General features: G+C 69.2%; 15 protein-coding genes and 1 pseudogene. 8 read left to right on the top strand and 8 right to left on the bottom strand.

The window, feature by feature from the left end:
- Both H0X00_RS01730 and H0X00_RS01735 read right to left on the bottom strand, forming a co-directional pair.
- Positions 1 to 338, bottom strand: a pseudogene (locus H0X00_RS01730) (hypothetical protein); the annotation flags it as partial.
- A gap of 5 nt (positions 339 to 343) precedes the next feature.
- Entirely contained in the window at positions 344 to 751 is a 408-nt protein-coding gene (locus H0X00_RS01735; RefSeq protein ID WP_293766954.1) for a DUF5318 family protein, read from the bottom strand.
- Between the two features lie 226 nt (positions 752 to 977).
- Here H0X00_RS01735 and H0X00_RS01740 point away from each other — a divergent pair, with 226 nt between their 5' ends.
- From H0X00_RS01740 to H0X00_RS01755, 4 genes are all read left to right on the top strand, one after another.
- The gene (locus H0X00_RS01740) at positions 978 to 1,574 is read left to right on the top strand and encodes a PadR family transcriptional regulator (RefSeq protein ID WP_293766957.1); all 597 of its coding nucleotides are present in this window, start codon (positions 978 to 980) and stop codon (positions 1,572 to 1,574) included.
- A gap of 14 nt (positions 1,575 to 1,588) precedes the next feature.
- On the top strand, positions 1,589 to 2,668 hold the full coding sequence (locus H0X00_RS01745) for an inositol-3-phosphate synthase (RefSeq protein ID WP_293766959.1): 1,080 nt from the start codon (positions 1,589 to 1,591) through the stop codon (positions 2,666 to 2,668).
- A 184-nt stretch (positions 2,669 to 2,852) separates the two neighbouring features.
- Positions 2,853 to 4,208 (top strand): MFS transporter, encoded by a 1,356-nt coding sequence (locus H0X00_RS01750; protein WP_293766962.1) that lies wholly within the window; start codon positions 2,853 to 2,855, stop codon positions 4,206 to 4,208.
- 9 nt (positions 4,209 to 4,217) lie between these two features.
- Positions 4,218 to 5,540: an MFS transporter gene (locus H0X00_RS01755; RefSeq protein WP_293766963.1), complete on the top strand. Its 1,323-nt coding sequence runs from the start codon at positions 4,218 to 4,220 to the stop codon at positions 5,538 to 5,540.
- Positions 5,541 to 5,546: 6 nt separating this feature from the next.
- On the opposite strand, the gene H0X00_RS01760 is transcribed toward H0X00_RS01755, so the two are convergent.
- The 6 genes from H0X00_RS01760 to H0X00_RS01785 form a co-directional block, all read right to left on the bottom strand.
- Positions 5,547 to 6,629, bottom strand: coding sequence for an ABC transporter ATP-binding protein (locus tag H0X00_RS01760; protein ID WP_293766964.1), 1,083 nt, complete (start codon positions 6,627 to 6,629; stop codon positions 5,547 to 5,549).
- Complete coding sequence (locus H0X00_RS01765; protein WP_367186391.1) at positions 6,613 to 7,617, bottom strand: ABC transporter ATP-binding protein; 1,005 nt, start codon at positions 7,615 to 7,617, stop codon at positions 6,613 to 6,615. Before H0X00_RS01765 ends, H0X00_RS01760 begins: the two co-directional genes overlap by 17 nt.
- 59 nt (positions 7,618 to 7,676) lie before the next feature.
- The gene (locus H0X00_RS01770) at positions 7,677 to 8,639 is read right to left on the bottom strand and encodes an ABC transporter permease (RefSeq protein WP_293766966.1); all 963 of its coding nucleotides are present in this window, start codon (positions 8,637 to 8,639) and stop codon (positions 7,677 to 7,679) included.
- Positions 8,632 to 9,555, bottom strand: coding sequence for an ABC transporter permease (locus H0X00_RS01775; protein ID WP_293766968.1), 924 nt, complete (start codon positions 9,553 to 9,555; stop codon positions 8,632 to 8,634). Before H0X00_RS01775 ends, H0X00_RS01770 begins: the two co-directional genes overlap by 8 nt.
- Positions 9,556 to 9,730: 175 nt before the next feature.
- Positions 9,731 to 11,368 (bottom strand): ABC transporter substrate-binding protein, encoded by a 1,638-nt coding sequence (locus tag H0X00_RS01780; RefSeq protein ID WP_293766969.1) that lies wholly within the window; start codon positions 11,366 to 11,368, stop codon positions 9,731 to 9,733.
- 199 nt (positions 11,369 to 11,567) lie between these two features.
- On the bottom strand, positions 11,568 to 13,031 hold the full coding sequence (locus tag H0X00_RS01785) for a CCA tRNA nucleotidyltransferase (protein ID WP_293766970.1): 1,464 nt from the start codon (positions 13,029 to 13,031) through the stop codon (positions 11,568 to 11,570).
- A gap of 51 nt (positions 13,032 to 13,082) precedes the next feature.
- On the opposite strand from H0X00_RS01785, the gene H0X00_RS01790 reads away from it, so the two are divergent.
- The 4 genes from H0X00_RS01790 (at position 13,083) to murJ (ending at position 17,932) form a co-directional block, all read left to right on the top strand.
- Complete coding sequence (locus tag H0X00_RS01790) at positions 13,083 to 13,598, top strand: hypothetical protein (protein ID WP_293766971.1); 516 nt, start codon at positions 13,083 to 13,085, stop codon at positions 13,596 to 13,598.
- Between the two features lie 87 nt (positions 13,599 to 13,685).
- Entirely contained in the window at positions 13,686 to 14,165 is a 480-nt protein-coding gene (locus tag H0X00_RS01795; protein ID WP_293766972.1) for an NUDIX hydrolase, read from the top strand.
- A complete protein-coding gene (locus H0X00_RS01800) occupies positions 14,162 to 16,249 on the top strand; it encodes a DUF6049 family protein (RefSeq protein WP_293766973.1) in 2,088 nt (695 codons plus the stop codon). The genes H0X00_RS01795 and H0X00_RS01800 overlap by 4 nt, the downstream gene beginning before the upstream one ends.
- A 39-nt stretch (positions 16,250 to 16,288) precedes the next feature.
- Positions 16,289 to 17,932, top strand: coding sequence for a murein biosynthesis integral membrane protein MurJ (murJ, locus tag H0X00_RS01805; RefSeq protein ID WP_293766974.1), 1,644 nt, complete (start codon positions 16,289 to 16,291; stop codon positions 17,930 to 17,932).
- Positions 17,933 to 18,021 lie beyond the last annotated feature (89 nt).

Below are 18,021 nucleotides of genomic sequence, written 5' to 3' on the forward strand. Positions count from 1 at the left end.
GCGCCCGGCTTGCCGGCGCCCTTCACCGGCGCCTTGCCGCCACCGGCGCCGACGGCCGCGGCCGCCGCCGATTTGGTCGCGGCTTTCGCGTCGCTCTGCTCGCCCTTGTCCTCCAGCCAGTTCGGCGGCGGGGTGAACGACTCGGTGGGCGCGTCGGCAGCCACTGGCGGCTGCGGGCCGGTCTCGTCGTCAACGCGCGCCGCAGTGCTGCGCGGCTTCGGTTTCCCGGCGCTCTTGACCGGCGGAGGCGAGTCGGGTCGGAACCACTTGTCCTCGGCGGACAGCGGTCCCTCCGGCTGATTGTCTGCCGGCCGGCGGAACGGATTCTTCGGCGCCACTGTCCCTACTCCTCCGCGGCCCGGCGCCGGTGGCCGCGGCTGCGCGGCACACCGTCCCCCAGGACGAACGACGAACTCAGATGATTCCAGGCGCAGCCACGACAGACCTCCACGACGTACACCCGGAACTCGCCGAATTCTCGCGCCATCGGCTCGAGTTCGCGCGTCGCCTTGATCCGTCCGGAGTATTGCCCCAGTTCGTCCCCGAACACGTAGGTCAGGTGCGTGAGCGGTTCCTTCCGGCAGATCGGGCACAGGATCTCGGTCGGTTCCCCGTGGAATTTGGCGGCCTGAAGCAGGTAGGTATCGGCGTCGCAGACGTCGGTCAGGGTCATCGATCCGCCCGAGTTCAGCGCGTGCAACGTCGCGCGCCGCTGGAGCGCGTAGTCGACGTGCAGACGCTGGGACCACATGGCGAGCAATGTACGCCGCAGAGCTTTGTCAGCCGGGGGTCCGCCGGAGGTCGAGACCGCCTCGTGATCAGCCCGTCACCCCCGCGGCGCGGACACGCCGGGGACGCCAGGAGTTTGCCTTTCGGCCACCGCCGTCGTAGGGTCCATCTCGCATTCGTTATATCGAGTCGATACATCCGCTCGATCTATCGAAACCGAACATTCGAGCGGTAAGGAGGTGGATCGCATGGGCAAGCGCACCGGAGTGCTCGAGGTCGCGGTCCTCGGCCTCCTGCATGAGTCTCCGATGCACGGCTACGAGCTGCGCAAGCGGCTGAACACGCTGCTCGGGACCTTCCGCGCGATCTCCTACGGCTCGCTCTACCCCTGCCTCAAGGGGATGCTGCAGGCCGGGTGGATCGCCGAGGAGGCACCCGACCCCGACGTCTCCGCCCTCGGCAAGCGCGCCAAGATCGTCTACGCACTCACTGCGGACGGTAAGGACCACTTCTCCGAACTCCTGGCTGCATCCGGACCGGAGGAGTGGGAGGACGACAACTTCGGCGTCCGCTTCGCCTTCTTCGCCCGTACGGACGCCGCCGTCCGCCTGCGCATCCTGGAGGGGCGACGGGGCCGCCTTGAGGAGCGTCTGGACGGATTTCGCGCCGCGGCCACCCGGACCCGGGAACGCGTGGACAACTACACGCTCGAACTCCAGCGCCACGGCCTGGAGTCGGTCGAGCGGGAGGTGCGCTGGCTCACCGAGCTGATCGATACCGAGCGCGCCGCACCTCGCCCGGCCATCCCCACCCCCACCCGCACCACCTCAGAGATTCCGAAGTAAGGGAGCACCCAGCCATGGGTTCGGTTCGCGTAGCAATCGTTGGCGTCGGCAACTGCGCCTCGTCCCTGGTTCAGGGCGTCGAGTTCTACAAGGACGCCGACCCGAGCCAGCGGGTCCCCGGCCTGATGCACGTGCAGTTCGGCGCCTACCACGTCCGCGACGTCGAGTTCGTCGCTGCGTTCGACGTGGACGCCAAGAAGGTCGGTCGCGACCTGTCCGAGGCGATCAGCGCCTCGGAGAACAACACGATCCAGTTCGCCGACGTGCCGCCGAATGGCGTCATCGTCCAGCGCGGGCCGACCCACGACGGGCTCGGCGAGTACTACCGCGAGATCGTCGATGAGTCCGACGAGGAGCCGGTGGACGTCGTCCAGGCGCTCAGGGACGCCAAGGTCGACGTGCTCGTCTCCTACCTACCGGTGGGCTCGGAGATCGCCGACAAGTTCTACGCGCAGTGCTGCCTCGACGCGAAGGTCGCCTTCGTCAACGCGCTGCCGGTCTTCATCGCCTCCGACCCGGTGTGGGCGCAGAAGTTCACCGACGCCGGCGTCCCGATCGTCGGTGACGACATCAAGTCCCAGGTCGGCGCGACCATCACCCACCGCGTGATGGCCAAGCTGTTCGAGGACCGCGGCGTCGAGCTGCTGCGCACGTACCAGCTCAACTTCGGCGGCAATATGGACTTCAAGAACATGCTGGAGCGCAAGCGCCTGACCTCGAAGAAGATCTCCAAGACCCAATCGGTCACCTCGCAGATCCCGCACGAGATGCGCAACGCCGACGTGCACATCGGTCCGAGCGACCACGTGCCGTGGCTCGACGACCGCAAGTGGGCCTACGTCCGCCTCGAGGGCCGCAGCTTCGGCGACACCCCGCTGAACCTGGAGTACAAGCTCGAAGTCTGGGACTCGCCGAACTCGGCCGGCGTCATCATCGACGCGGTCCGCGCGGCGAAGATCGCCCTCGACCGCAACATCGGCGGCCCGCTGCTCTCGGCGTCCTCTTACTTCATGAAGTCCCCGCCCGAGCAGTACGCGGACGACGAGTGCCACCGCGCCGTCGAGGGCTTCATCCGGGGCGAGCTCGAGCGCTGATCATCGCGCCCAGCCCCACCCGCTGAACCGTTCCGACGAGGCCGACCCCTACCCGGGGTCGGCCTCGTCGCGTTGTCGGGTGGGACAAAGCTTGGACCCGCCCGAAATGTGGAAGATCCACGTGTTCGTCCGGGATTTCCTCAAGCGGTCTGGCGCACTTCAGATCCCGACGTAGCCTCTTCGGGTGTCTTCCGCCGCCGACCTGCGCACCGTGCTGCGGCACGCCGACTTCCGGAAGCTCTTCGCCACCCGGCTGTCCTCGCAGGCGGCCGACGGCATGTTCCAGGTGGCGCTGGCCTCCTACGTGTTCTTCTCCCCGGAACGGGCGGGTACCGCCTCCTCGGCGGCGGCCACCTTCGCCGTCCTGCTGCTGCCGTACACGGTGGTCGGCCCGTTCGCCGGGGTGCTGCTCGACCGGTGGCGCCGGCGCCAGGTCCTGGTCGGGGCGTCGATCGCCCGAGCGGTGATCGTCGGGCTGGTCGCCTTGATCGCCTGGCAGGACATCACCGGTCCGGTGTTCTACACCGGCGCCCTGGTCGCGCTCTCGGTCAACCGCTTCTACCTGGCCGCGTTGTCCGCGTCGCTGCCGCACGTGGTGGAACGCGACGAACTGATCATGGCCAACTCGATCAGCGTCACCGGCGGGTCGATCGCGGCCATGGTCGGCGGCGGGATCGGCCTGGGCGCCGGCGCCTTGGGCGGTGCGCACGGCGACCCGATCACCATGGCCCTCGCCGCGACCGCCTACCTGAGCTCGGCGGTGTTGGCCACCCGGATGCAGCGCGACCTGCTGGGCCCGGACCTCATCGACGCTGCGCCGGCTGTGCGCGAGGCGGTCAAACACGTGGCCGCTGGCCTGATCGACGGCACCAAACACATCTGGCACAAGGCACCGGCCCGCAATGCGCTGGCCGCGACCACCTCGCTGCGCTTCTGCTACGCGATGGCGGCGCTGGCCGCGATCCTGCTCTACCGCAACCACTTCAACGATCCGGACGCCGACGGCGACCAGGCGATGGCCGAGCTCGGCGTGGTCTTCGGCGCCGGCGCGCTCGGCTACTTCCTGGCCGCCCTGCTCACCCCGCCGGTCAGCGGCCGGATCGGCAAGCCCAAGTTGATCGTCTGGGCCCTGGTCGCCGCCGGCGTCCTCGGCTTCGCGTTCGGGATCCCGTACACCTCGCCGCTGGTGATCGCCGGCTCCTTCGTGCTCGGTGTCACCACCCAGACGGTAAAGATCTGTGTGGACACGATCGTTCAGGAGTCGATCACCGACGCCTACCGCGGCCGGGTCTTCGCCGTCTACGACACGGTGTTCAACCTGGCCTTCGTGGCCGCCGCCGGCCTGGGCGCGCTCGCGATGCCCGATTCCGGAAAGTCCTACCCGCTGCTGGTGGGGGTCAGCATCGGGTACCTGGTGACCGCCGGCCTGTACTGGCAGTCGGCGTTCTGGCGCGATGAGCGCCAGGATGAAGGGAACGAAAACGTCATGGCAAGCTCTGCGAACAGCGAAGCGGCCACGGAAGAAGCCAGGCGAATCTAGCCTCGAAATGTGTCGTTCCCGTCGGACTTCCGTTCGGTGGTGCAGCACCGGGACTTCCGGAAGCTGTACTTCACCCGCCTGGCCGGCCAGGCCTCCGACGGCATGTTCCAGATGGCCCTGGCCTCGTACGTGTTCTTCGCCCCGGAGCGCCAGGCGGACGCCGGCGCGGCCGCCGCGGCGCTGGCCACCCTGCTGCTGCCCTACACCTTCGTCGGCCCGTTCGCCGGAGTCTTCCTCGACCGCTGGCGCCGCCGGCAGGTCCTGGTGCGGGCCAACCTCGTCCGCGCGGTCCTGGTCGGGATCGTCGCGATGCTGGCGTGGAGCGGCGCGACCGGGGCGCCGCTGTTCATCGCTGCCCTGGTCGCGATCTCGATCAACCGCTTCTACCTGACCGCGCTCGGCGCCTCGCTGCCGCACGTGGTCGAGCGCGACGAACTGATCATGGCCAACTCGGTCTCCGCGACCTCGGGGACGATGGCCTCACTCGCCGGCGGTGGTCTCGGCCTCGCGTTGCACCAGGGCATGCGCGGCGGGCATGGCACCGACGCCGCCCTGATCCTGGCTGCGGCCTGTGGGTACCTGTGCTCGGCCTTGCTCGCCCGGCGCATCCAGCGCGACCTGCTCGGCCCGCACGGCAAGATCCCGGCGATGTCGGCGGGCCAGGCACTGCGCGGCGTCGCGTCCGGTCTGCTCGACGGCGGCCGGCACGTCTGGGCCCGCCCGATGGCCCGCAACAGCCTCGGCGTGATGGCTGCCCAGCGGTTCTGTTACGGCACCGGCACGATCGCGACCCTGCTGCTCTACCGCAACTACTTCAACGACCCGGCGCACGGCACCGACTCCGCGATGCGTGGCCTCGGGTTGGTCTTCGGCGCTGCGGGCGCCGGCTTCTTCGTGGCGGCGATGATCACGCCGCCGATCACCCAGCGGATCGGCAAGCCGGCCTGGATCGTCTGCGCGCTCTCCGCTGCGGCGGTATTCGGCTTCGCGCTGGCCGCGCCGTACGAGCCCCCGCCGCTGGTGCTCGGTGCCTTCCTCCTCGGCACCGCCGCGCAATCGGTGAAGCTCTGCGTCGACACGATCGTGCAGGAATCGGTGGAGGACGCCTTCCGCGGCCGGGTGTTCGCGCTCTACGACATGCTCTTCAACTCCGCGTTCGTCGCCGCGGCCGCGGTCGCCTCGCTGGTGATGCCGGAGTCCGGCAAGTCCTACGCGCTGCTCTCCGCGGTCAGCGTCGGCTACGCCGTGACGGCCGTGCTGTTCCTGCGGTGCGCGCTCAAGCACCCGGCCCCGGCACAGGCCCCGTCCGCCGCGATTCTGCAGACGCCCTAGCCCGCCCTAGTCGGCCTCATCCTCGTTCGGGCCCACGACGATGGGGGCCACCTCTCCCGCCTCGACGGTGGCGTGCACGATGTCGCGTTCCTCGGCGAAGTGGCACGCGCTCGGATGACCGGCGACCCGCACCTCGAGCGCCGGGGTCTGGTCGGCGCAGATCTCCTTGGCCTTCCAGCACCGGGTCCGGAACCGACAGCCTGACGGCGGGTTGGCCGGGCTGGGCACGTCGCCCTGCAACCGGATCACCTGACGCTGGCCGCGCATGGTCGGGTCGGGCACCGGCACAGCGGAGAGCAGAGCCTGGGTGTACGGGTGGGTGGGGTGGTCGTAGATCTCGAGGTCGGTCCCGATCTCCACGATCCGCCCCAGGTACATCACGGCGACCCGGTCGGAGAGGTGCCGCACCACCGACAGGTCGTGCGCGATGAAGAGGTAGGACAGCGAGAACTCGTCCTGGAGCTTCTCCAACAGGTTCATCACCTGAGCCTGGATGGAGACGTCAAGGGCCGAGACCGGCTCGTCGCAGATGATGATCTCCGGGCGCAGCGCGAGCGCCCGGGCGATGCCGATGCGCTGCCGCTGACCGCCGGAGAACTGGTGCGGGTAACGGTTGATGTGCTCGGGGTTCAGCCCGACCACGTCGAGCAGGTCGCGCACCTTGGCCCGTCGATCGCCCTTCGGCGCGACGTCGGGGTGGATCTCGAACGGCTCCCCGACGATGTCGGCGACCGTCATGCGCGGGTTCAGCGAGGAGTATGGGTCCTGCATGACGAGCTGGATCTGACGACGCAACCGGCGCTGCGCCTGGCCCTGCAGGGTGAAGATGTCATCGCCGCCGTAGTAGGCGTGCCCCGACGTCGGTTTCTCCAGGCCCATCAGCAGCTTGGCCACGGTCGACTTGCCGCAGCCGGACTCGCCGACCAGCCCGAGGGTCTCGCCCTTGTGGAGGTCGAAGCTCACGCCGTCGACCGCCTGCACGGCGCCGATCGCGCGCCGGATAACGACGCCCTGGGTCAGGGGGAAGTGCTTGACGAGGTCCCGGACCTCGAGCACCACATCACTGGACTTCTTACTCGGGGCTGCCATCGAGCACCTCCTCCCAGTAGTGGCAGGCGCTGTCGCGGTGCTCGTTCACCGAGTACAGCGGCGGTTCCTCGGATCGGCACCGGTCCTTGACGTAGCTGCACCGCGGGTGGAAGGCGCACCCGGTCGGCAGGTTCGTCAGGGTCGGCGGCAGGCCCTTGATCACCGCCACCTCCTGGCCCTTGAGGTCCAGTCGGGGGATCGAGCCGAGCAGCGCCTTGGTGTACGGGTGCGCCGGGTTGGCGTAGAGCTCGTGGACGTCGGCGTGCTCCACGATCCGGCCGGCGTACATCACCGCGCAGATGTCGGCGACGTCGGCGACGACGCCGAGGTCGTGGGTGATCAGGATCATCCCCATTCCGGACTCGCGCTGCAGTTCGGCCAGCAGGTCCATCACCTGGGCCTGCACGGTCACGTCGAGCGCGGTGGTCGGCTCGTCCGCGATGAGCAGGCGTGGGTTGAGCGCGATCGCCATCGCGATCATCACGCGCTGCCGCATGCCACCGGAGAACTGGTGCGGGTAGTCCCCGACGCGGTCCTTGGCCGACGGGATCCGGACCCGGTCGAGCAGCTCGATCGCCTTCAGCTTCGCTTCCTTGCGCGACATGCCCTCGTGCACCCGGAACATCTCGCCGATCTGCCAACCCACGGAAAACACCGGGTTCAACGAACTCAGGGCGTCCTGAAAGATCATCGCCATCGAGGCGCCGCGCAACTTGCGCCGGTCCTCCTCCGGCAGCGTCAGGACGTCCTGGCCGCAGAAGCGCACCTCGCCCTTGGTGATGTAGCCGGGCGGGGTGTCGAGGATGCCCATGATCGCCTGCGCGGTCACGCTCTTGCCCGACCCGGATTCACCCAGCACGGCCAGCGTCTCGCCGGGCTTCACGCTGTAGCTCACACCGTTGACCGCCCTGGCGATGCCTTCCCGGGTCCGGAACTCGACGTGCAGGTCGACGACCTCGAGCAGGGGTTCCCCGGCCCCGACGTTCAGATCGAACGCCGGGGCAGACTCGCTGCCGGAGTTGGGCACTGGCGATCTCCTGACCGTGCTCAGCGCTGCTTGGGGTCGAGGGCGTCCCGCACCGCGTCGCCCATCATGATGAAGGCGAGCACGGTCACGGACAGGAAGAGACTGGGGAACAGCAGCATGTGCGGCGAGGTCCGGATGTATTCCTGGGCGGCGCTGATGTCGATGCCCCAGGACACCGCCGGCGGCTGCAGCCCGATGCCGAGATAGGACAGCGCGGCCTCGGTCCCGATGAACGCGCCCAGCAGAATCGTGGAGTAGACGATCACCGGCTGGATCGCGTTCGGCAGCACGTGCACGCGCAAGATCCGCGAGGTGGGCGCCCCCAAGGCACGGGCGGCGTGCACGTAGTCCGCTTCCTTCACCTGCAGGACCTGCGCGCGCATGATCCGGGCGATGTTGGTCCAGCCCAGCACCGCCAGCGCGAGCACCACTTTGCTGACGGGGAGCCAGAAATTGCGGGAGTCGCCGGACGGGAACGAGGTCAGCACGATGATCGCGCCAAGCAGGAACGGGATGCCGAAGAAGATGTCGGTGAGCCGAGAGATGATCGTGTCGATCCCGCCCCCGTAGAACCCGGCCAGCATGCCGAGCCCGACGCCCACGACTGTCACGATCAGAGCGGCCAGTCCGCCGACCGTGATCGATGCCCGCGCGCCGTGGATGGTGCGGGCGTAGATGTTGCAGCCCTGCAGGTCGTAGCCGAACCAGGCGTCGCCGGACGGCTTCTGCCGGCTGCGATTGAGCAGACATTCCTTCGGGTCCACGCCGGTGAACAGACCGGGGAAGGCGGCCATCACCACCAGGATCAGGATCAGCACGCCCGAGACGATGACCACCGGGCTCTTGCGCAGGTCCTCCCAGGCGTCGCGGCCCAGGGATCGCGCCTTGGCCTCGGTTCCGGGCGGGGCCGGGATGTCCGGGCGGGCGCCGGGGTCGGGCTCGGGCCCGCCGATGCCGCCGAGCATCGCCTGCGAGTCACTCATAGCGGATCCTCGGGTCAAGGACGGCGTAGAGCAGGTCGACGAACAGGTTCACCAGCAGGAAGATCAGGATCAGCACGGTGACCACGCCGGTGACGGTCGCACCCTCGCGCAGGCCGATGCTGCGGTAGATCAGCCCGCCGACCCCGTCGATGTTGAAGATGCCCTCGGTGATGATCGCGCCGCCGAGCAGGGTGCCGAAGTCGGCGCCGATGAACGTGACCACCGGGATCATCGAGTTCCGCAGGGCGTGCACGCCGACCACCCGGCTCCGCGGCAGGCCCTTGGCCTTCGCGGTACGGATGTAGTCCGCCCGCATGACCTCGGCCAGGCTGGTCCGGGTGATCCGGGCGGCGTACGCGAGGGAGAGCCCCGCGAGCACGAACCCCGGCATGATCAGCTGCCTCCAGGTGCCGTCGGTTGCGGTCACCGGCAGCCAGCCCGCCTTCACCCCGATGAACCACTGGAGCGAGGTGCCGGTGACGAACACCGGCACCGCGATGAGCACCAGGGTGACGGCGAGCACGGAGGAGTCGAAGATCCCCTTGCGCCGGATCCCGGAGATGATCCCGGCGCCGATCCCGATGATGATTTCGAACATGATCGCGACGAGGGCGAGTTTCATCGTCGTCGGGTAGGTCCGCTCGATCTGGTCGAGCACCTTCTCCCCGTTGACGGCTTCACCGAAATCGCCCTGCAGGAGATTGCCGAGGTACTTGACGTACTGCACCGGCAGCGGGTCGTCGAGGTTGAACTGCTCGGTGTACTTCGCGATGTAGGCGTCTGGGCACGGGCGCTGGCCGCACTTGCCGGCCAGCGGATCACCCGGCAGGGCGTAGACGAGCGCGTACACGATGAACGTCGCGCCGAGGACGACCGGGATCATCTGCATCAGGCGGCGCGCCGTGTAGCGACCCATGGTGCAAGTCCTGTCTGAAGGGATCGGGCGACCCGTAGAACTGGCTTGAGTCGACTCAGCCTAGGCGAATCGTCAATGCATTCGGTGCTTCCCCGCGCCTGGCCTGCTATGCGACCGGCCCACCGCCTCAAAAAGGTGGTGGGCCGGTACGTGACGGTCGATCAGGCGCGGTCGGTCACTTGAGCACGATGGAGCTGAGGTCGTACGTCCCGAACACGGTCTGCTTCATCGAGGCGATCTTGTTGGAGAAGCCGATGAACTCCTTGCTGTACCACAGCGGGATCGACGGCATGTCCTTCCCCAGCATCAGCTCCGCGGCCTGGTAGGCGGCGTTGCGCTCCGCCGGGTCCGTGAGGGCCGCGGCCTCGCGCAGCTTGTTGTCGAACGCCTTGTTGCTGTAGTCGCCGTCGTTCGAGCCGGCGCCCGTACCGTAGAGCGGGGCCAGGAAGTTCTCGATCGACGGGTAGTCCATCTGCCAGCCGGCCCGGAACAGGCCCTTCTGCTCCCGGGCGGTGATCGCCGTGCGGAAGGTGGCGAAGTCCACCGTGGGCGTGGCCAGGCACTCCGCCCCGAGCGTGTTCTTGATGCTGTTGCAGGTGGCCTCGACCCACGGCTTGTGGTCGGCGTCGCCGTTGAAGCCGATCCGGATCGGGCCGTCGTGGCCGCCGGCCTCCTTATAGAGCTTCTTGGCCTCGTCCGGGTCGAACGTGCAGTACGGGTCGCACGCCCCGGCCTTGTAGCCGTCGACCACCGGCGACACCCACCCGGTGGCGGGCTCGCGGGTGCCGGCAAAGGCCACGTCGATGACTTGCTGGCGGTCGATCGCCATCGAGATCGCCTGGCGCAGCTTGATGTTGTCGTAGGACTTGTCCGCCTTCGGCGACGGGAAGTTGATCGCCTGGAAGACGCCGACCACGCGCTCGACGAAGCGCTCGTTCAGGTCCTGCTTGAAGACCAGGTCGGTGAGCGCCGAGGTCGGAATCTCGTCGGTCATGTCCAGCTGGTTGGCCACGACCTCGTTGTAGGCCGCGGTGGCGTCCTGGAAGACCTTGAAGGTCACGGTCTTCACGACCGGCGGGCCGACGCGGTCGTAACCCGGGACCGCCTCGAGCACGAACTCCCGGTTCGGGTCCGCCGTGATCATCTTGTAGGGGCCGGCGCCGACGGGCAGCTTGCCGAAGGCCGCACCGTCGTCCGCGAAGAACGAGTCCGGCAGCGGCGCGAACGCGGTGTAGCCCAGCCGCTGCGGGAACGTCGAGTTCTTGGTGTCCATCTTGACGGTGAAGGTGTAGTCGTCGACCACCTTCAGGCCGGACATCTCCTCGACCTTCGACTTCTCCGCCGAGGTCTCCTTGTAGCCCTTGATGACCTCGAAGAAGTAGGAGGACAGCTGGGCGTTGGGGCCGTAGGCGCCGTAGTTCCAGGCGTCGACGAAGTTCTTGGCCTTGACCTCGGTGCCGTCGTGGAACTTGATGCCCTGCTTGATCTTGATCGTGTAGTCGATGGCGTTCTTGCTGGTGATGGACTCGGCGATGTCGTTCTCCGGGCTGCCGTCGTCCGGGTTGTAGCGGATGAGCTTGGCCGTCACGGCGTCAAGGATGTTGCCGCCGCAGGTCTCGTTGGTGTTGGTCGGGATCAGCGGGTTCTGCGGCTTGCAGCTACGGACCGCGATCGACCCCGCGACCTCTCCGTTGGTGGACCCGCCCGGGCTGTCGCCGGCGCTGTCGTCGTCATCGCCTCCGCAGCCGGCTGCTAGCAGCATTCCGGCCAGAGCCAACGCCACGACCTGATATCCGCGCTTGTGCGTTCTCATCCATTCGCTCCTCTGCCAGGCCGTGCGCCTTTGTGCATCGTTCTACATCTGCCGAGGTCAATCGGCCAGTGACCGCACCGTAGGCCGCCCGACCAACGCACGGGCAGGGGCTGTTACCGGTTCGGAATGCCTTTCACAGATCACACGCCGAATTCGAGGGGAATGTCCGCTCATCGGTTACTGCCCTATTGCCGACGCGTCACGGTCCAGAACGCTCCGCCCACCAGGCGTGCAATGCCGCCCTAGCCTCTTTCTGCCCCATGGGGCCCACGTCCATCCGGAGTTCGAGCAGGAACTTGTAGGCCTCGCCGACCAGCGGCCCGGGCGGGAGCCCGAGTTCGGTCATGATCTCGTTCCCGTCCAGGGCCGGCCGGATCGAGGCCAGCTCCTCCAGCTGCTCGAGCTCGGCGATGCGCCCCTCGAGAGAGTCGTAGGACTTCGCAAGTGCGGCGGCCTTGCGCTTGTTGCGCGTCGTGCAGTCCGCGCGGGTCAATCTGTGCAGCCGCGGGAGCAGGTCCCCGGCGTCGGTCACGTAGCGGCGCACCGCTGAATCGGTCCACTCCCCGCTCCCGTAGCCGTGGAAGCGCAGGTGCAGCTCGACCAGGCGGGAAACGTCCTCGGTGGTGGCCTTGTCGAAGCGCAGCGCCTTCATCCGCGCCTCGGTCATCTTCTTCCCGACCACCTCGTGGTGGTGGAAGCTGACCCGCCCGCCCGATTCGTTGCGCCGCGTGCGCGGCTTGCCGACGTCGTGCATGAGCGCGGCGAAGCGCAGCGTGAAGTCCGGGCCCGCCTCCTCCAGCGCCATGGCCTGCTCGAGGACCGTCAGGGTGTGCTCGTAGACGTCCTTGTGCCGGTGGTGCTCGTCGATCTCCAAGCGCATCTTGGGCACCTCGGGCAGGACCCGCTCGGCCAGCCCGGTCTCGACCAGGACCTCCAGGCCGCGCCGTGGGTACGGCGCGCACATGAGCTTGACCAGCTCGTCGCGCACCCGCTCGGCGGACACGATCTCGATCCGGTCGGCCATCGCCAGCATCGCCGCGTGCACCGCCGGGTCGATGGCGAGCCCGAGCTTGGCGGCGAACCGGGCGGCCCGCATCATCCGCAGCGGGTCGTCGGAGAAGGACTCCTCCGGGCTGCGCGGGGTGCGGAGCACGCCGGCGGCCAGGTCGGACAGGCCGCCGAAGGGGTCGACGAACCGGATCGCGGGCAGCTCGACCGCCATCGCGTTGACCGTGAAGTCCCGGCGGATCAGGTCCTCGGCCAGGCTGGTGCCGTACTGGACCTCGGGCTTGCGGGAGGTCCGGTCGTAGGCGTCGGTCCGGTAGGTGGTGATCTCCAGGGCGAACTCTCCCTTGCGGCCACCGATGGTCCCGAAGGCCGCCCCGACGTCCCAGATCGACTCGGCCCAGCCGCGCAGGAGCTGGCCCGTCTTCTCCGGCCGCGCGGAGGTGGTGAAGTCCAGGTCCGCACCCAGACCGCCGAGCAGTGCGTCGCGGACCGAGCCACCCACCAGCGCCAGCTGCTCACCGGCGGCGGCGAAGCGCTCGGCCAGCTCGACCGCCACCGGGGCCGCCTTGAGCAGTTCGGAGACCGCGCGGCGCTGCGCCGCCGACAGCGCTCCCGCGGAGGGCTCGGCGGGTTCTGGCGAAGGGGTTCCGGACACGGGGGGCCAGCCTAGGCTGTGCGTGCGTCACCCCACGTGAGGAGCGCACCCATGTCTCTCGCCGCCCCTTCGGCCGGCCTCGTTGCCGCCGCCCTCGTCGCTTCCGCAATCGCAGTCCCGGTGGCCGCTGCAGGCTCTGCGTCGGCGGCCTGCCTGGACGGCGTGAAGATCAACATCAGCGGGCACAAGCGGGTCTTCATCCCGGTCCCGGGTGCCAAGATCACGTTCACCAAGCCGGGCAAGCACACCGTCGAGATCGTGAAGGCCTCGACGCTGAGCGCCAGGTACGGCACCGGCGACGCCGGGGACCAGGACGACATCCGGGCCGCGGTCAAGGATGTCTGGCCCCAGGTCCGCAACGCCGTCGCGGTGACCAAGGGTCACAAGGAGACGTTCTCCTCCAGCAAGGGCGAGCGGGTCACGGTCACGTACGGCAGCAACGGTGACCGGGTGAAGTGGACCAAGGTCGACGTCGACTCGGACTGCTCGACCACCGTCCTGGCCTCCGGCACCGCCAAGTTCCCGCGCAAGAACCTGGGCTGGCTGTTCGCGGTCTCGATCGCGTAGGCGGGCCCCGGGGCCGCGTGAGGAACACGCTCGCGCAGCCAGCGCAACGCCCGGTCCGCTGCAAGGTCCCCGGACTAGCATCGAAGGATGCCGCCGTCCTCCCCGTCGCCGTCCAAGCGGCTACGGACCGTGTCGGAGGTTTCCGCCGGCGGCCTCGTCGTGGACCGCGGGGGGCCGATCGCGCAGGGCGCCCTGATCGGACGTCTGGATCGGCGCGGTCGCCTGCTGTGGTCGCTCCCGAAGGGGCATCTGGAGGCCGGCGAGACCGCGGAGGACGCCGCGATCCGTGAGGTCGAGGAAGAGACCGGAATTCGCGGCCACGTCCTGTCCAAGCTGGGCGTGATCGACTTCTGGTTCGTCGCCGGTGGGGCCCGGATCCACAAGACGGTGCACCACTTTCTCCTCGAGGCCGAGTCCGGCGAGCTCTCCGACGCCGACATCGAGGTGGACGAGGTCGCCTGGGTGCCGCTGGCGGAGCTGCCCGAGCGTCTGGCTTACGACACCGAGCGCAAGCTGATGGCCAAGGTTCCCGAACAGCTGTCGACCACCACCGAGCAAGCGCCGTGACCCTGGGGCGACCCGCCGGCCGGCGGCGCCGCGCCCCTGCCGTGGTGACCGCGTTCGGCCTGCTGGCGGGCGTGCTGGCTCCGGCCCTCGCCGCTGCGGCGCCCACGGTGGACGGGGCCTACCAGGCGGCGCGGCTCGAGCTCAGCTCCGTCAGCCCGGCCGCTCCGGGTCCGACGAGCCGGCTCACCCTGCGGGGCGCCCTGGTCAATCCGGGCGGAGACGCCTTCCGCAACGTGCAGATCGGGCTGCAGGTCAGTTCGGCGCCGCTGACCAGCCGGGGCGACCTGGCCGCGATCGCCGAGGGGGCCGAGCAGGACCGCGCGATCCGCCGGGTGCCGGGCGAGACCAAGGTGCCCGGGCAGATCACCTCGGGCAAGGTGACCGAGTGGCAGGTGTCGGCGCCGATCGATTCGCTGAAACTGCCCGGCAACGGGGTCTACCTGCTGCAGGTGACGGCCACCGGTCAGGTTGGGAACGAGAACCCGAGCCGGCTCGCCACCCTGACCACGTTCCTGCCGTACCTGCCCGACAAGAAGCAGTACCAGCCGACGAAGCTGACCTGGCTCTGGCCGCTGGCCGGCGTCCCGGCCCGGGACGCCCACGGGGTGTTCCGGGCTTCGAGCTCCAGCGAGGAGTTCGCGCCGGGCGGCCGCCTTGCCGACCTGGCCGGGGCCCCCGGCCGGATCCCGGTGACCTGGATGGTCGACCCCGAACTGCTGGAGTCCGCGCAGGCGATGGGGCAGGACCACGAGCGGCAGGACGGGCGCGGCACCTCCTCCGAGGACGGCAACGCCGACGCCGCCCGGTGGATGTCGGAGTTGCGGGCCCAGCTCGCACCGGCCGAGCGCCCGGTCGCCGCCCTGCCCTTCGCCGACCCCGACGTCACGGCGCTGACCCACCACGGCGACCCCGAGGAACTCACCCGGGCGATCGCCCGGGCCAAGAACGCGACCCGCGCGATCCTCGGCCGCGAGTCGGACACCTCGGTCGCGTGGCCGCTGGACGGGCTGGCCGACACCGAGACTTTGGGCGTGCTCCGCCGGGCCGGCGCCAAGACCGTCGTGCTCTCCAGCGGTGCCCTGCTGCTCACCCGCGAACGGACCTATACCCCGACCGGCCGGGCCCGCCTCGATGCCGACGGTGCCCCCCTCGAGGTGCTGGTCGCCGATCAGGAGCTGAGCGACGCGCTCGCCGGTGACCTCACCGTCCCGGGAGCCGCCGCCCTGGTCGCGCAGCGCTTCCTCGCCGAGACCGCCCTGATCACCCTCGAGCGCCCGAACGCCGCCCGGACCGTGCTGGTCGCACCGCCACGGCGCTGGGCCCCACCGGTCGGGTGGTCGGCCGGTCTGCTGGACTCCGTCGACCGCTCCCCCTGGGTGCGCACGGTCGGACTTAGCGCGCTGAGCCAGACCCCTGTGCCGTCCGAGTACAGCGGCGCGAATCTGACCTACCCCCAGTCGGCCATCGACGCCGAGCTGGCGGTCGCGCAGCTGGCACGGATGAGACAGGCCTCGGACTCGGCCGACGGCCTGATCCGGCTGTTCGCCCGGCCGGGCAGCCTGGAGAACAGCTACATCGGCGCCCTGTTCGGCACGGTGTCGACCGCCTGGCGCGGCAACCGGGCCGAGGGCCGCGACTACGCGGTGCAGGTCAACGAGCGGATCGCCGCCGACGTCAACGACGTGCAGGTCATCGGCCGGGACCTGGTGACCCTGTCCAGCACCCAGGGCACAATCCCGCTGACCGTGTCCAACGAGCTGGGCCAGGCGATCCGGGTCCGGCCGGTCCTGCGGCCCCGGGTCGGTAGCCGGCTGACCGTGACCAACCCGGAGCTGCTCACCATTGGCGCCGGTCGCAAGACGACGGTCAAGGTGCCGGCCGAGGCCTCCTCCAACGGCATCACCCAGGTGGACGTCCAGCTGCTCGACGCCACCGGGGAGCCGTTCGGCGGATCCACCCAGTTGCGGGTCAACGTGACCAGCTTCGGCAAGGTCGGCCTGATCGTGCTGATCGCCGCCGGTAGCGTCCTGTTCGGAGCGGCGATCTTGAGGAACGTCCGCCGGCTTCGCAAAGCCGGGACCTGACCGCCCCGCCGTTCCCGACCGCACGATCAAAGGCGCTGCATGACCGGAGAAGCCGCCGAGCCGAGCATCACCCGCTCGAGCGCGGTGATGGCGGCTGGAACCGTGGTCTCCCGGATCACCGGGTTCGGCCGCGACCTCGTGCTGACCTGGGCGATCGGGACGGCCGCGTTCTCGGTCACCTACAACGTTGCCAACACCGTCCCCAACATCATCTACATCCTGCTGGCCGGGGGCGTCCTCAACGCCGTCTTCGTGCCGCAGCTGGTGAAGGCGATGCGGGAGGACGCGGACGGCGGAAAGGCTTTCGCCGACCGGCTGCTCACCGCGGTCGGCATCGTCCTGCTCGTCATCACAGCGGTGGCGGTGGTGTTCGCCCCGCTGGTGATCTCCGCCTACGCCTACGCGTTCACCCACGGCGAGGGCTCGGCGGCCAACTTCGACGTGGCGGTGACCTTCGCCCGCTACTTCCTCCCACAGATCTTCTTCTACGGCCTGCACGTGATGCTCGGTCAGGTGCTCAACGCTCGGGGCCGGTTCGGCCCGATGATGTTCGCCCCGATCCTGAACAACCTCGTCGTCATCGCCACCGGCGTCATGTTCCTGGTGGTGACCTCCGGGGAGAACCCCACCACGGAGTCGATCAGCTCCGGTGAGATCCGGCTGCTCGGCATCGGCACCACGCTCGGGGTGATCGTGCAGGCCCTCGCTCTGCTGCCGTTCCTCAAGGCGTCCGGCTACCGGTACAAGCCGCGGTTCGACCTGCGCGGCACCGGGCTCGGCCAGGCCTACCGGCTCGCGACCTGGACGCTGCTGTTCGTCCTGGTCAACCAGATCGCCTACCTGGTCGTGGTGCAGATCGCGACCGGGATCGAGGAGACCGCCGCCGCCGACGGCTACCCGGGCCGCGGGTTCACCCCGTACACCAAGGCCTACCTGATCATGCTGCTGCCGCATGCCGTTATCACGGTCTCGGTGGTGACGGCGCTGCTGCCCCGGATGGCCCGCGCGGTCACCGACGCCCGGTTCGACGACGTCCGCGCGGACCTGGCCGGCGGGCTGAAGCTGACCGGCGCCGCGCTGATCCCGGCCGCGGTGGCCTTCGGGGTGCTCGGCCCGAGCATGGCCGTGCTCGGCTTCGGGCACGGCAACACCTCGGTCGCCAACGCCCAGTACATCGGCTACGTACTGGCCGGTTTCGCGCTCGCCCTGGTGCCGTTCTCGGTGCACCACCAGCTGCTGCGCGGGTTCTACGCCTTCTCCGACACCCGGACCCCGGTGACCATCAACGTCTGGATCGCCGGCACGAACATCGCCCTCGCCCTCGCCTGCGTCTCCTTCCTCCCCGCCCGCTGGGTCGCGGTGGGGCTCGCGGTCAGCTACGCCGCGTCCTACGCCGTTGGCGTCGTCATTTCGGCGCGCAAGCTCGGCCGCTACCTCGGCCCGTTGGACAGCGACGTGATCCGGACCTACGACCGGATGCTGGTGGCCTCGATCCTGGCCGCGGTCCCGGCGGTCGTGATCGGCGAGATCGCCTACCGGATCTGGGGCACGGGCACCACGGCGGCCGCGGTCACCGTGATCGGCGGCGGCGGGACGATGTTGCTGTCCTACCTGGTGATCACCACCCGGATGCGCGTCACCGAGGTCACCCAGCTCCTGGGCCCGCTGCTCCGGCGCGGCTGATCCCCGTTCCCCACCGGCCGCGGGCGCCGAGCGCCTAGCATGGCCGCAAGGGGCTGTTCGGGGACCTGATCGAGGGGACTGGCGGCCGC

This window comes from Sporichthya sp., assembly GCF_013815995.1.
Taxonomy (GTDB): Bacteria; Actinomycetota; Actinomycetes; order Sporichthyales; family Sporichthyaceae; genus Sporichthya.

What these genes read in the sequence shown, in the direction of transcription:
- H0X00_RS01735 (WP_293766954.1), bottom strand. Translation starts at nt 751, where the DNA reads ATGTGGTCCCAGCGTCTGCACGTCGACTACGCGCTCCAGCGGCGCGCG.
- H0X00_RS01740 (WP_293766957.1), top strand. Translation starts at nt 978, where the DNA reads ATGGGCAAGCGCACCGGAGTGCTCGAGGTCGCGGTCCTCGGCCTCCTG.
- H0X00_RS01745 (WP_293766959.1), top strand. Translation starts at nt 1,589, where the DNA reads ATGGGTTCGGTTCGCGTAGCAATCGTTGGCGTCGGCAACTGCGCCTCG.
- H0X00_RS01760 (WP_293766964.1), bottom strand. Translation starts at nt 6,629, where the DNA reads ATGGCAGCCCCGAGTAAGAAGTCCAGTGATGTGGTGCTCGAGGTCCGG.
- H0X00_RS01770 (WP_293766966.1), bottom strand. Translation starts at nt 8,639, where the DNA reads ATGAGTGACTCGCAGGCGATGCTCGGCGGCATCGGCGGGCCCGAGCCC.
- H0X00_RS01775 (WP_293766968.1), bottom strand. Translation starts at nt 9,555, where the DNA reads ATGGGTCGCTACACGGCGCGCCGCCTGATGCAGATGATCCCGGTCGTC.
- H0X00_RS01780 (WP_293766969.1), bottom strand. Translation starts at nt 11,368, where the DNA reads ATGAGAACGCACAAGCGCGGATATCAGGTCGTGGCGTTGGCTCTGGCC.
- H0X00_RS01790 (WP_293766971.1), top strand. Translation starts at nt 13,083, where the DNA reads ATGTCTCTCGCCGCCCCTTCGGCCGGCCTCGTTGCCGCCGCCCTCGTC.
- H0X00_RS01795 (WP_293766972.1), top strand. Translation starts at nt 13,686, where the DNA reads ATGCCGCCGTCCTCCCCGTCGCCGTCCAAGCGGCTACGGACCGTGTCG.
- murJ (WP_293766974.1), top strand. Translation starts at nt 16,289, where the DNA reads ATGACCGGAGAAGCCGCCGAGCCGAGCATCACCCGCTCGAGCGCGGTG.